Here is a 13,247-nt window from a genome sequence, read left to right as displayed (position 1 = left end):
CGAAGATGATGACGCCGCGGGTCGTCGCCGGGTGATCCCGATGGTCGTGGTGCGGGTCGACCCGGACCTGCGGTGGTTGCTCCCGCCGCGGTACCGGGCGGCCGGTGCGCGGCCGTTGCCCGCCGACGCCGACGCCACCGTCGGTCACCTCGTCCAGGCGGCCGGGGTGCCGCTGACCGAGGTCGGCGCCGTACGGCTGGGCGGCGCGCCGGTCGGGCGCGCCACCCGGCCGGGCCTGCGGGCCGTCCTCGACGTCGAGCCCGTCGTCCGGCCACGACCGGTGCCGCCGGGCGGCTTCCTGCTCGACGTCGGCCTGGGCACCCTCGCCCGCCGGCTCCGGCTGCTGGGGCTGGACGCCGCCTGGTCGAACGACGCCGACGACCCCTCGCTCGTCGAGCAGGCGGCCGCCGAGCACCGGGTGCTGCTCACCCAGGACCGTGGGCTGCTCATGCGGCGGGCCCTGTCGCACGGCGCCCTGGTGCGCGGCAGCCGGCCCGACGACCAGCTCGCGGACGTGCTCGACCGCTTCGCCCCGGCCCTGGCCCCCCTCACCCGGTGCGCCGCCTGCAACGGGCCGCTGGAGCCCGCGCCGAAGGCCGAGGTGCTCGCGCAGCTCGAGCCGGGCACCCGGCGCACGGTCGAGGACTTCTCCCGGTGCACGCAGTGCCGGCGCGTCTACTGGCGCGGCGCGCACGCCACCCGCATCGACGCGGTGGTCCGCGCGGCGACGGCCCGGGCGCATGGTCTGATCGGCGGATGATCGCCCCCCTCGTCGTCCGGCCGGCCACCCGGCCGGACGTCCCCCGGCTGGCCGCCAGCCTGGCCGCGGCCTACCCCGACTACCGCTGGACGTCGTGGGCCTTCCCCGAGGACGGCCGGGCGCAGCGGCTGCACCGCTGGGCGGAGGTGTGCGCCGGGCTGGCCGGCGTCGACGCCGGCACGACGTGGGTCACCGACGACTGCGCCGCCGTCGCTGCCTGGACCGCCCCCGGCGCGCCCGCACCGGCCGCGGACCTGCAGGCGGTGCTCGACCGCGACCTGCCCAAGGCCTTCGGCAGCCGGCACCGGGTGGTGCTGGCCACCGAGCAACTGGCCGCGACCGGCCGGCCGGCGGCGCCGCACTGGTGGCTCGACGCCGTCGGCACCCGCCCGGCGGCCCGGCACGCCGGCCGGGGCGCCGCGGTGCTGCAGCCGGTGCTCGACCGGTGCGATGCCGACGGCGTCCCCGCCGCGCTGAACGCCTACACCTCGAACGTCGTCCGCTGGTTCGAGCGGCTGGGCTTCGCCGTCACGAACGCCGCGCGCAGCGCGGTCGACCACGAGCTGCCGGTCTGGACGCTGGTCCGCGAACCGCAGCCCAGGGAAGCCTGACCTGACCCCCGCGGGCCAGAGGTCGGCCCGGGCGGACCGGGCGACGCGGGCAGACCAGGAGCGACCGCCCACCTGATCGCCCCCGCGAGGTCCCTGTGTACCTGTCGAAGACCGAGGCCGCCGTCCTCCCCAGCACGCTTCCCCGCACGCGCACCCGCCCCCCGGCGCCCGCCCCGGAGCAGCCCACCAAGCGGCGGCTGTGGCCGCTGCTCGGGCCGGCGTTCGTGGCCGCGGTCGCCTACGTCGACCCGGGGAACTTCGCCACCAACTTCGCCGGCGGCGCCTCGTTCGGCTACACGCTGCTCTGGGTGATCGTCGCGGCGAACCTGATGGCGATGCTGATCCAGACGCTCACCGCCAAGCTGGGCCTGGCCACCGGGCGCGACCTGGCGACCTGCTGCCGGGAGCGGCTGCCACGGCCGGTGGTGTGGGGCCTGTGGGGGCAGGCCGAGGCCGTCGCCATCGCCACCGACCTCGCCGAGATCGTCGGCGGGGCGGTCGCGCTGAACCTGCTCTTCGGGGTGCCACTGCCGGTGGGCGGCGTGATCACCGCGATCGTGGCCTTCGTGCTGCTGGCCGCACAGTCCCGGGGCCACCGGCCGTTCGAGCGGGTGATCGCCGGGCTGCTGCTGGTGATCGGCCTGGGCTTCGGCTACACGCTGGTCAACTCCGGGGTCGACCCGGGCGGGGTCGCCTCCGGGATGGTCCCCAGCTTCGCCGGCACCGACAGCCTGCTGCTGGCGACCGGGATCCTCGGCGCGACGGTCATGCCGCACGTCATCTACGTGCACTCGGCGCTCACCCCGGGCCGCTACGGCGACGCCGTCACCGCCGGCCGCAGCAGGGCCGGGCGGGGCAGGCTGCTGCGCGCCCAGCGGATCGACGTCCTGCTGGCCATGGGGCTGGCCGGTCTGGTCAACGCCGCGATGCTGGTGATCGCCGCCCAGCTGTTCACCGGGGACGCCGAGATCACCTCGCTGGAGAGCGTGCACGCCGGCCTCGGCGACCAGCTGGGCACCGGCGCCGCGCTGGCCTTCGCCCTCGCCCTCCTGGCGTCGGGGTTCGCGGCCTCCTCGGTCGGCACGCACGCCGGCCAGGTGGTCATGGCCGGCTTCCTCCGCCGGCACATCCCGGTGCTCACCCGCCGGCTGATCACCCTGGCCCCGGCGCTGCTGGTGCTGGGCCTGGGCGGCGACCCGACGACGGCGCTGGTCTGGTCACAGGTCGTGCTGTCCTTCGGCATCCCGTTCGCGCTGGTACCGCTGCTGTGGCTGACCTCGCGGAAGGACCTGATGGGCGGCTGGGTGAACCGGCGCGCCACCACGCTGGCCGGATCGCTGGTCGCCGCGCTGATCATCGGGCTGAACGGCTACCTGCTGGTCGACGTCGTCCTGGGCTGAGCAGGGTGCCGGAGCACGGCCGGGAACCACCGGCGGGTGGACCGCGTTGAGCACGGACCGCCCACTCCCCGGAGGTTCCCCGTGCTGCCGCTGCCCCCGCTGACCGACCAGGCCGACCGGTTGATCGACCTGGGGGTGCACGAGATCGCCGGGCTCTCCCCCGCCGGGCTCCACGATGCGGCGGCGGCCGCGGGCCCCCGCGACGGCGCCCTGCTCGTCGTCCACCCCGACCTCGCCCCGGCCTCCCGGCTCGCCGAGCTCGTGGAGCGGCACGGGAAGCGGGGCTTCGTCGTGACGGACATGACCGACGTCGACTCCTTCGGCCCGATCGAGCAGGTGATCCTCCCGGCCGGGCCGGGGTACGCCGTCGATGCCCCCGACCGCGGCGACGAGCTGGCCAACCGGAGCCCGGACGAGGCCCTGCCGGACATCACCGGCCGAGGCCGCAGCCCGCTCACCCTCACCGAGGGCCTGCACTGGCTGCTCCAGCAGCCCGAGGCCCTGGAGCGGAACCACTGCTTCATGACGATCGGCTCCCGCCTCCGCAAGCCCGACGGCCGGCTCGACGCCCGCACCCCGGCGCTCTGGCTGAGCAACGGCACCGGCCGCGACGGCGCGGCGCGGCGGGGCGCCCCCAAGGTCGGCTGGTGCTGGGCGGGCAACCGGCACACCTGGCTCGGCTTCGCCTCCGCCACCGGGCGGACGGCACTGATCCCCGCTCAGGCCGGTGGCGGCTCGCCGACCTCGGCGGGCACGGGCACGTCGCCGCTGGCACCGGCCAACGCCGGCGCCTGAGCCGCGCGCGTGGAGATCGCGGGAGCCCGGATCTGGATCACCGGCGCGTCGAGCGGGATCGGCGCAGCCCTCGCCCGCGAGCTCGCCGACCGCGGCGCGCACGTGGCGGTCAGCGCCCGCCGGGCGGACCGGCTCGCGGAGGTGGCCGGGGACCGGATGGTCGCCGTCCAGGTCGACGTGACGGACCGGTCCGCGACGGTGGCGGCCGGCGCCGCGGTGCGCGCGGCGCTGGGCGGGCTGGACGTCGCCGTCCTCAACGCCGGGACCTGGTCGGAGTTCGTCGTCGACCCCTGGGACAGCCAGCTGTTCGCCGACCACCTGCAGGTCAACGTGCTGGGCGCGGTCCACTCCCTGGAGGCGGTGGTCCCGGCGATGCTCGCCGCCGGGCGGGGCCGCATCGTGGGCGTGGCCTCGGTCGCCGGCTACCGCGGCATCCCCGGATCGGAGGCCTACAACGCCGGCAAGGCGGCCCTGATCAGCCTGTTCGAGAGCCTGCGGGGCTCGCTCGCCGGGCGCGGCATCATCGTCCAGACGGTAAATCCCGGCTTCGTCCGCACCACGATGACCGAGCGCAACCGCTTCCCGATGCCGTTCCGGGTGGAGCCGGCGGTGGCCGCCCGCGCCATCGCCGACGGCATCGCCCGCGACCGGGCGGAAGTCGTCTTCCCGCTGCCGATGGCGGTGGGCATGAAACTGGCCCGGCTGGTGCCGGCCCGGGCCTGGACGGCGCTCACCGCCCAGCTGGCCCGGCGGGGTCTGACGAAGGACCCCACTGCAGGCCAGGCTTGATGGCCCGGCGAGGACGGGACCGGAGGCTCCTCCTCGCCGGGCCAGGACACGCTCGACGTCAGCCGGGACGGCACCTGGACGCGGTCGGAGTCCGGAGGACGACCAGGTGCTCAGTCGCGGGGACCGCCGGCGACGTAGATGACCTGGCCGGAGACGAAGCCGGCCCCCTCGCTCACCAGGAACGACGCGGTGTGCGCGATGTCCTCGGGCTGGCCGACCCGGGCGACCGGGATCTGCTTGGCCGCCATCTCCTTGAACTGCTCGAACGGCACGCCGACCCGCTCGGCGGTCTGCGCCGTCATCTCGGTCTCGATGAACCCGGGGGCGATGGCGTTGGCGGTCACGTTCCAGCGGCCCAGCTCGAAGGCCAGGGTCTTGGTGAAGCCCTGCATGCCGGCCTTGGCCGCGGAGTAGTTCACCTGGCCCCGGTTGCCGAGCGCCGAGACGCTGGAGAGGTTCACGATCCGGCCGAACTCTGCCTCGACCATGTGCTTCTGCGCCGCCCGGGTCATCAGGAACGCCCCGCGCAGGTGCACGCCCAGCACGGCGTCCCAGTCGCTGACGCTCATCTTGAACAGCAGGTTGTCCCGGGTGATCCCGGCGTTGTTCACCAGCACGGTGGGGGCGCCGAGCTCCTGGGCGACCCGCTCGACCGCCGCAGCCACGGACGCCTCGTCGGCGACGTCGGCCCCGACCGCGAGCGCCTCGCCGCCGGCGGAGGTGACCGCCTCGACCGTGCCGGCGCAGGCGCCCTCGTCGAGGTCGAGGACCGCGACCGCCATGCCGTCCTGCGCGAACCGCCGTGCGATGGCCGCGCCGATCCCGCGCGCTGCCCCGGTGACGATCGCCGTCCTGTGCTCTGCCACTGCGTCTCCCTGGTGAGGTGTCGGAAGCCCGGTGCGGGGCCCGGTGTGGGGCCCGGTGCGGGCCGTGTGCCCGGGCCGACCGTATCCGCCTGCCCTGCCGTCGGCGGGGCGGCCGCCGGCCCGGCCGGTGGCCGTGGGAACGTTCCTGAGGCGGGAGTCACACCCCGGATCGGGTTTGCCGGGCTCCGAACGTGCCAAGACAGTAGGTCGCCGTCGAGTATCCGACGGCCGGAGTGCGAGGAGACGGTGTGACCGAGCCTGCGAGGTCACACCTGGACGGAGCGCCCCCGGGCGCGCAACCGACGAGCTGGGGGCACCTCCCGCCGGCGGAGGGCAGCGAGGTGGCGCCGTGACCGGCGATCCCGCCCGGCTCCGGTGGCCCTCCTCCGCACCGCCACCGGCCACGGGCGGCTGGAACTGGGAGTTCTCCCACGTCTCCGAACTGCCGAGGGCCCGCGCCCAGCTGCGCGCCGGCCTGGCGGCGGCGTCCGACCAGCAGGACCCGGCTGCGGCGGAGCTGAACGAGGCCGTCGTCCTGGCCTTCGACGAGATGGCCTCCAACGCGCTGCGCCACGGTGGTGGCGGGGTCCGGGCCAGGGTGCAGCCCGCCGGAGGGGCGTGGCTCGTCGAGGTGTGCGACGAGGCCCCCACCCGGCCACCGCAGCCCGCCATCGGGCGTGACCCGAGCCAGGGCGGCCTCGGGCTGTACCTGATCGCCGAGATGTCCGACGCCCACGGCTGGCACCTCGAGGCGGACACCAAGAGCGTCTGGGCCCTGCTGCCCCGCCGCTGAGACCCCGGAGTCAGTCCAGCCGGATGGCGACCAGCGCCACGTCGTCGTCCGAACCGCCGGGGCGCAACCGCTCGACCAGCCCGCCGCACAGCTCCTCCAGCGGCCGCCCGCCCAGCTCGGCGAAGAGCGCCCGCAGCTGGTCCACGCCGTCGTCCAGGGGGATGTCGCGCCCCTCGACGAGCCCGTCGGTGTAGAGCAGCACCGTGCTCCCGCCCGCCAGGAGGAGCTCCTGCTCCTGCCGCCGGGTGCGCGGGTCGACCCCGAGCAGCAGGTCGAAGCGCTCACCGCCCAGCACCGTCACCGCGCCGTGGGGGTCGTGCACCATCAGCGGCGGGTGCCCCGCGCTCGACCAGCGCAGCCGGACCACGCCCTGGGCGCGCTCCTCGTCGGACTGCTCGAACCGGGCGATCGCCGCCGTGGCCAGCGTGTGCACCTGCAGCCCCTGCATCGCCCGGTCGAGGTCGCCGAGCACCTCGGCCGGCCCCGCGCCGCCGCGGAAGGCGATGCCGCGCAGCAGCCCGCGCAACTGGCCCATCGCCGCGGCAGCCACCGTGTCGTGCCCGACGACGTCGCCGATCACCAGCATGGTGGCCCCGTCGGGTTGCACGAAGGCGTCGTACCAGTCGCCCCCGACGTGCGCGGCCCGGACGGCCGGGGAGTACCGGACGGCGATCTGCGCGTGCTCGGGCTGGACCGGCTCGGTGAGCAGGCTGCGCTGGAGGTCCTCGGCCATCTGCCGCTGCTGCTCGTACAGCCGCAGGTTGTCCAGCGCCAGGGCCGTGCGGTCGGCGACCTCGCGGATGGTGGCGATGTCCTCGGCGTCGGCGGGCGCCCGGTCGGCGGCGCGGTAGACGCTCAGCGCCCCCACGGTCCGGCCGCGGGCGACCAGCGGCAGGGCCACCGCCGTCCGTGGCGCCAGCTCCCAGAAGGCGTCGCTCACCTCGCCCGGCGGCAGCGTCCGGCCCACCGCCGCGCCCACGTCGTCGACGATCCTGACCTCACCGGTGCTCAGCGCCGCGACGATCGGCGCGGTGGAACTGAGCGCAGCCAGCCGCAGCTCGGCGTACCGCGCCGCAGCGGGGCGCAGCTCGGCGTCCCGGTGCCAGCTGGCGACGTCGCGCAGCCGGTCCCCCTCCTCCAGCACGCTGACGATCACCCAGTCACCGAGGACCGGCACCACCGCGCGGGCCAGCACGCCCAGTGCCTCGGCGGTCTGCCGTTGCTGGTCGAGGCCGGCGGAGAACGCGGCGGTCACCTCGGCGATGAGCGAGAGCCGCTCCGCGGTGCGGCGGGCCCGCTCCTGGGCCGCCCGTCGCTCGGTGATCTCCAGGAAGTAGACCGCCAACCCATCCGGGCCCGGCCAGGCCCGCACCTCGTACCAGCTGTCCAGCGGTGGCGGGTAGTAGGCGTCGAACACCGCCAGCTCCCCGGAGGCCGCCGCACCGCGGTACTGCTCCTCGAAGACGCTGTCGGCTGCCGCGGGGAACAGCCCCCAGATGCTGCCGCCGAGCAGTTCGTCCCTGTTCCGGCCGAGCAGCCGCTCGGCCTCGGCGTTGACGTAGGTGAACGTCCAGTCGCGGCCGAGGGAGAAGAAGGCGGAGGGCATCGACTCGAGCACGCGGGCCACCCGGGCGTCGCCGTGCCGTTGGGCCGTGGTGTCGTAGCCGGCGCCGAGGAGCCGGACGGCGACGCCCCGCTCGTCCGCCAGCGCCCGGCCCCGGCCCTGCACCCAGCGGGTGTCCCCGCCGGGCAGCACCACCCGGTACTCGGCGTCGAACGTGCCGCAGCTGTCGATCGCGGCCTGCAGCGCCTCGGTGACCCGCTCCACGTCGTCCGGGTGCAGGCGGGCGGTGAACGCCTCGATGGTTTGGGAGAAGCCGGACTGCTCGTACCCGAAGAGCGTCAGGAGCCGGTCGTCCCAGAAGAGCGTGCCGGTGACCAGGTCCCAGTCGAAGCTGCCGATGCCGGCGGCGTCGATGGCCAGCCCCCAGCGGAGCTTGCCGGCCTCGAACTCGCTGACGACGGCGGCGTACTCCAGCTCGGTGGCCACCGGGACGGCGAGCTCGGTGAGCAGCGCGACGTCGGTGTCGGCCCACGGCCGGGGCTCGGGGCCGAACACCGCGAGCACGCCCACGATCAGGCCGGTGCTGCTGCTCAGGAGCGGGGCCCCCAGGTAGGAGACGACGTCGCCGCTGACCACCGACGGGAGCCCGGCCAGCCGCGGATCGGTTCGCGCGTCGTCGACGACGAGTGGCCCGCGGGCCGCCACCACCTGCGCGCCGAAGGAGTCGGCGAGCGGGACCTCGGCCCCGATCGAGCCCCCGTTCCATCCCGTCGCAGCGGCCACGGTCTGCACCGCACCCACCACCGACACCCCTGCGCCCGGGGTGCCGAGCAGCCGCGCGGCCAGCTCGGTCAGGTGCTGGACACCGCGGGAACCGGTTCCCGCGGTCACGAGCCGCTGGGCAGCCGCGATCCGGGCGGGGTTCAGCGGTGACATGATCGGTGCCCGCCTCTCCCCCGCCTGCGCGATGGGCGGGTGACTGCCCGCACTCGTCGTCCCCGATTCTGCCTGGTGGGCCGGGGCGCCCGGCCACCGGCTCAGCGCCCCGCCGCGTAGCCCTGCATCCCGCGCGGGTTGGCCCCGGCGCCCAGCACCCCGGTCTCCGGATCGCGCGACACCGCCGAGAGCCGGCCCAGCGACCAGGCGTCGGTGACGGTGACGTCGTGCCCGCGCCGGCGCAGGTCCGAGATCACCGGCTCGCCGATCCGGGACTCCACGACCACCTCACCGGGCGTGCTGTCCCGGGGGTGGAAGGACGACGGAAAGGCCGTGGTGTGCCAGGCCGGCGCATCGATGGCCGCCTGCAGGTCGAGCCCGCCCACGGTGTGCGCCAGCCAGAAGCACAGCTGCCACTGCTCCTGCTGGTCGCCGCCGGGGGTGCCGAACGCCAGCGCCGGGACCCCGCCGCGCAGCGCGAGGGACGGCGTCAGGGTGGTGCGCGGCCGCTTGCGCGGCACCAGCGAGTTGGGCAGGCCGGGCTCGAGCCAGAACATCTGCGCCCGGGTGCCCAGCGGGAAGCCCAGGGACGGGATGACCGGCGAGCTCTGCAGCCAGCCACCGGACGGGGTGGCCGAGACGATGTTGCCCCAGCGGTCGACGACGTCGACGTGGCAGGTGTCGCCGCGGGTGGTGCCGCGGACGTCGACGGTGGGCTCGCCGACGCCGGCGAGCGTGCCGGGTGCGGGGTGCACCCGGGCCGAGGCGTCGGTGACGAACCTCGGCAGCCTGGGCGGGCGCCCACCGGGCGAGCCGGGCCGCAGTTCCCTGCTGGCCCGGTCGCCGATGAGCGCCCGCCGTTCCGTGCTGTACCCGGCGGACAGGAGGTCGTCCACCGGCACCCCGGCGTCGTCCCCGTACCAGGCCTCACGATCGGCCATCGCCAGCTTCACCGCCTCGACGCTCGCGTGGACGAGCGCGGCGTCGGGGACGGCGGAGGCGTACCGAGCGTTCGGACCGGCCGCGGGAACGCCGTCGAGCAGCGCGAGCGCCTGGAGCAACGCCGGCCCCTGCGACCACGGCCCGGCCTTCGCGAGCGTCCACCCCTGCCAGTCCAGCGTGACCGGCGGCTCGTACGTCGCCGTCCAGCTGGCCAAGTCGTGCCCGGTCAGAAACCCGCGGTGGCGACGACCGGAGTCGTCCATCGCCGGGTACCGGCAGAACTCGTCGATCGCCTCGGCGACGAACCCCGTGTACCAGGCCGCGAGTGCCGCGTCGATCGATGCCTCTCGAGTGGGACCGCGCGCTGCGTCGAGCAGGCGGCGGTAGGTCGAGGCGAGGACCGGGTTGCGGAACAGGCGACCGGCGGCGGGGGGTGCTCCGTCGGGGGCGAGCCAGGTGGCGGCCGAGGTAGGCCAATGGGTGCGGAAGTGCTCGGAGACCGAGGCGACGGTCGCGGACACCCGTGGGTGGAGCGGGTGACCGGACTCGGCGTACTCGATGGCGAAGCGCAGGACGGCGTCCAGCGGCAGGGTGCCGTGGTCCCGCAGCAGCGTCAGCCAGGCTCCCAGGGAGCCGGGGACGGTCGCGGCGAGGAGACCGGTGCCGGGGACCAGCCCGAGACCGAGGTCGGTGAAGGCCTCGATGCTCGCGCCGGCGGGGGCGACCCCCTGACCGGACAGGATGACGGGGACCCCCGCGCCTGGCCCCTGCCCTCCGCGGGCGAAGATGATCGGGACCTCCCCGCCGGGGCCGTTGAGGTGGGGCTCGACCACCTGCAGGGTGAACCCTGCCGCGACGGCCGCATCGAAGGCATTCCCCCCGGCCTCGAGGGTCGCCATCCCCGCCGCGCTGGCGAGCCAGTGCGTGGCGGCGACCATGCCGAAGGTGCCGGCGAGTTCCGGCCGCGTCGTGAACACGAAGCCAGCCTAAGGACCACCGGCTGTGGCGCGCTGCTCGACGAACCCCGCCACCGCCGCGACGGCACGGCCGGCGTGCTCGGCAGCTCCGGACGGGACACCGGGGCGTCGTCGTCGGGAGCGCGGTGGCGCAGCTCGACCAGGGTCAGCCGGTACCGCCGCGGCGGTACCGGGCGGTTCCACGCCAGCCGCTCGCCGTCCGGCCCGGCGCCCCAGGCGCCGGCCCGCCGCGCGACGGTGCGCAGCCGGGTCATCAGCTGCCGCACCGGCGAACGCGTGCCGGCAGCCGGGGTGGGTGTGGTGAGCAGGTCGACGGAGAGGTCGACCGCCCGGGCGAGGGCGGCCTCGAGCGCGGGGTCGGCCCGCTGGATGGCGGGGCGCCGGGCCGCTACGGGTGCGGGGCGCGGGGCGGGCCGGCGGCGCGGGGCGGCCGGGGCTCCCGCCGTCGCCAGGCAGTAGGTCCTCAGCCGCTCGCCCTCGGCGTCGGCGCCCCAGGCCGCGGCCCGCCGCAGGAGCGTTCCGGGATGCGCCAGGAGGCCGACGACGGTGTCGAGCGGTGCGGTGTCGAGCGCCATGTCCTGCTCCCTCCTGGGAAGAGTTGCCGCGGCCGGGGAAGGGACCGCGGGCAAGGAAGAAGTTACGGACGGCGGGCCGGTCGGACCCCGATCCGGGACACCCCGGCCGGCGCGCGTGACCCAACCGTTGTGCGGGCCCGCCAGGAGGGCCGGTCGCCGTCCCCCGGGACGGTCACTTGTCGACAGTCCGGGACGAAAGCGCAGGTCAGACCCCGAGCGCGCGGTCGATGACCTCGGGCGCCCCCGCGACACCCCGGCGTGTCGGGCCGGTCTGGTGGGATGACCCGGTGACCCGGACGCGCACTCCCCTCGTGATCGACACCGACCCCGGCATCGACGACGCCCTCGCGATCCTGCTGGCCCTGGCCAGCCCCGAGGTCGATCTCCGGCTGGTCACCACGGTGCACGGCAACGTGGAGCTGGCACAGACCACGGAGAACGCGCTGCGGGTGCTGCACCTGGCCGGGCGCAGCGACGTGCCGGTCGCCGCCGGGGCCGGCACGTCGCTGGTGGTGCCGCAGCCGGAGCGCGCCGGGCACGTGCACGGCGTCGCCGGGCTGGGTGGCGTGGTCCTGCCGCCGTCCCCGGCCGCCGTCGACCCGCGGCCGGCCGTGACGGCGCTCGCGGACCTGCTGACCACCAGCGAGGAGCCGGTGACCGTCGCCGCGATCGGCCCGCTCACCAACATCGCGCTGCTCCTGGCGGTGTACCCCGGGGCCGCCGCCCGGATCGGGCGGCTGATCGTGATGGGCGGGTCGGCCACCCGCGGGGGCAACGTCACCGCCGCGGCCGAGTTCAACATCTGGGCCGATCCCGAGGCCGCGGCCGTGGTCCTCCGGGCCGGTCTGCCCACGGTTCTGGTCGGCCTGGACGTCACGCTGCCCACCGTGCTGACCGCCGCGGACATCGCCCGGTTCGCCGCCGCCGGGCCGGTCGCCGCGCAGGCGGCCGCCTTCCTCGGCCAGTACGTGGACCACGCCCGCACCGCCTACGGCACCGACGGTGTCGTGGTCCACGATGCGCTGGCGCTCACCGAGGCGATCGTCCCCGGGACGCTTGGCACCGTGCTGCGCGACGTCGTCGTCGACACCGGCCCCGGTGCCGGCCGCGGGCAGACGCTGGTCGACCGGCGCGCGGCCTCCACCGCTCCCGACGCCGTGGCGGTCGCCGAGCAGGTGGACAGCGAGGCGGCGGTCGGGTTCCTGGTCGGCCGGCTGGTGGACCTCGCGGGCGGGGCGGACCGGGCCCCTCAGACCTCCGGCCGGGACACCAGGCCCTCGGACACCATCCAGTCGTAGGCGACGTCGGCCGGCTCCTCGCCGCCGACGTCCACCCGGCTGTTCAGCTCGATCATCACCTCGTCGGTGATCAGCGGGGTGATCTGGGCGAACACGTCGGCGATGCCGGGGTACTCCTCCAGCACCGGGGTCCGCACCACGGGGGCCACGTTGTAGGCCGGGAAGTACCCGAGGTCGTCCTCCAGCACGGTGAGATCGAGGGCGGCGATCCGGCCGTCGGTGGTGAAGACCTCGCCGAAGTTGCACCTCCCGGCGTCGGTGGCCGTGTACACCGCACCGGTGTCCAGGACGCTCACCTTGTCCCGCGGCACGCCCTGGGGGTCACCCAGCGGGATGCCGTAGGCCTCGAGCATCGGCTCGAACCCGTCGCTGCGCGTGGCGAACTCCGACTCCACGCAGAACGTGCGCTCCTCGACCGGCAGCGCCGCGATCTGCGACAGCGTGCTGATGCCACCGAGCTCGGGGACCGCCTCACTGCGCACGGCGAAGGCGTAGGTGTTGTTCATCTCCGCCGGCGGCAGCCAGGTCAGCCCGTTCTCGGCATCGGCGTCCCGCACGGCCTCGTACTGCTCGACCGGGTCGGGGATGCCCTCGGACATGCCCAGGTAGTTCAGCCAGCCGGTGCCGGTGTACTCCCACTGCACGTCGACCTTGCCGCTGAGCATGGCGGCCCGGGCGGGCGCGGCGCCGGGGATGCCGCTGCGGTCGGTCACGTCGAAGCCGGCGACCGACAGCCCGATGACCGCGATCTTGCCGAGGATCAGGGCCTCGGTGAAGTTCTTGGTGCCCACCGAGATCTCCGCGCCGTCGGCCTCCGGCAGCGGTTCGATCGCGGCGGGCTGGGCCTCCGGGACGAACGTGTTGGCGCTCTCCAGGCCGCAGCCGGTGAGCAGCACGCCCGTGGCCGCCAGCGCGGCGGCGAGCTTCCTGGGGGAGGGCAC

11 protein-coding genes are annotated in these 13,247 nt (G+C 75.5%); 7 read left to right on the top strand and 4 right to left on the bottom strand.

Annotated features, from left to right (window positions below; all coding sequences use genetic code 11):
- Nucleotides 1–40 precede the first annotated feature (40 nt).
- The 5 genes from ACYVG5_RS18470 (at nucleotide 41) to ACYVG5_RS18450 (ending at nucleotide 4,355) form a co-directional block, all read left to right on the top strand.
- Entirely contained in the window at nucleotides 41–760 is a 720-nt protein-coding gene (locus ACYVG5_RS18470) for a Mut7-C ubiquitin/RNAse domain-containing protein (protein ID WP_222048626.1), read from the top strand.
- Nucleotides 757–1,371, top strand: a complete 615-nt coding sequence (locus tag ACYVG5_RS18465; RefSeq protein ID WP_222048532.1) for an N-acetyltransferase — start codon at nucleotides 757–759, stop codon at nucleotides 1,369–1,371. The genes ACYVG5_RS18470 and ACYVG5_RS18465 overlap by 4 nt, the downstream gene beginning before the upstream one ends.
- A 95-nt stretch (nucleotides 1,372–1,466) precedes the next feature.
- Nucleotides 1,467–2,771 carry an Nramp family divalent metal transporter gene (locus tag ACYVG5_RS18460; protein ID WP_222048530.1) on the top strand — a complete coding sequence of 435 codons (1,305 nt, stop codon included), beginning with the start codon at nucleotides 1,467–1,469 and terminating at the stop codon, nucleotides 2,769–2,771.
- An 81-nt stretch (nucleotides 2,772–2,852) separates the two neighbouring features.
- Nucleotides 2,853–3,566 carry a DUF5701 family protein gene (locus ACYVG5_RS18455; protein ID WP_222048528.1) on the top strand — a complete coding sequence of 238 codons (714 nt, stop codon included), beginning with the start codon at nucleotides 2,853–2,855 and terminating at the stop codon, nucleotides 3,564–3,566.
- 9 nt (nucleotides 3,567–3,575) lie between these two features.
- Nucleotides 3,576–4,355 (top strand): SDR family NAD(P)-dependent oxidoreductase, encoded by a 780-nt coding sequence (locus ACYVG5_RS18450; protein WP_222048526.1) that lies wholly within the window; start codon nucleotides 3,576–3,578, stop codon nucleotides 4,353–4,355.
- A gap of 110 nt (nucleotides 4,356–4,465) precedes the next feature.
- On the opposite strand, the gene fabG is transcribed toward ACYVG5_RS18450, so the two are convergent.
- Nucleotides 4,466–5,221 (bottom strand): 3-oxoacyl-ACP reductase FabG, encoded by a 756-nt coding sequence (gene fabG, locus ACYVG5_RS18445; protein ID WP_222048524.1) that lies wholly within the window; start codon nucleotides 5,219–5,221, stop codon nucleotides 4,466–4,468.
- A 349-nt stretch (nucleotides 5,222–5,570) separates the two neighbouring features.
- On the opposite strand from fabG, the gene ACYVG5_RS18440 reads away from it, so the two are divergent.
- Nucleotides 5,571–6,014, top strand: coding sequence for an ATP-binding protein (locus ACYVG5_RS18440; RefSeq protein ID WP_222048522.1), 444 nt, complete (start codon nucleotides 5,571–5,573; stop codon nucleotides 6,012–6,014).
- 10 nt (nucleotides 6,015–6,024) lie between these two features.
- Here ACYVG5_RS18440 and ACYVG5_RS18435 read toward each other — a convergent pair whose 3' ends face one another.
- The gene (locus tag ACYVG5_RS18435) at nucleotides 6,025–8,514 is read right to left on the bottom strand and encodes a SpoIIE family protein phosphatase (RefSeq protein ID WP_222048521.1); all 2,490 of its coding nucleotides are present in this window, start codon (nucleotides 8,512–8,514) and stop codon (nucleotides 6,025–6,027) included.
- 101 nt (nucleotides 8,515–8,615) lie between these two features.
- Nucleotides 8,616–10,433, bottom strand: coding sequence for a gamma-glutamyltransferase family protein (locus ACYVG5_RS18430; protein ID WP_222048519.1), 1,818 nt, complete (start codon nucleotides 10,431–10,433; stop codon nucleotides 8,616–8,618).
- An 886-nt stretch (nucleotides 10,434–11,319) separates the two neighbouring features.
- Between ACYVG5_RS18430 and ACYVG5_RS18425 the strand changes: the two genes are divergently transcribed.
- Nucleotides 11,320–12,306, top strand: coding sequence for a nucleoside hydrolase (locus ACYVG5_RS18425; RefSeq protein ID WP_460683432.1), 987 nt, complete (start codon nucleotides 11,320–11,322; stop codon nucleotides 12,304–12,306).
- On the opposite strand, the gene ACYVG5_RS18420 is transcribed toward ACYVG5_RS18425, so the two are convergent.
- Nucleotides 12,258–13,247, bottom strand: a complete 990-nt coding sequence (locus ACYVG5_RS18420; protein ID WP_222048513.1) for a glycine betaine ABC transporter substrate-binding protein — start codon at nucleotides 13,245–13,247, stop codon at nucleotides 12,258–12,260. The genes ACYVG5_RS18425 and ACYVG5_RS18420 overlap by 49 nt on opposite strands.

This window comes from Modestobacter lapidis (assembly GCF_054780755.1).
The sequence above is the reverse complement of the archived record's forward strand: the minus strand, read 5'-3'. Positions and strand labels throughout refer to the sequence as shown.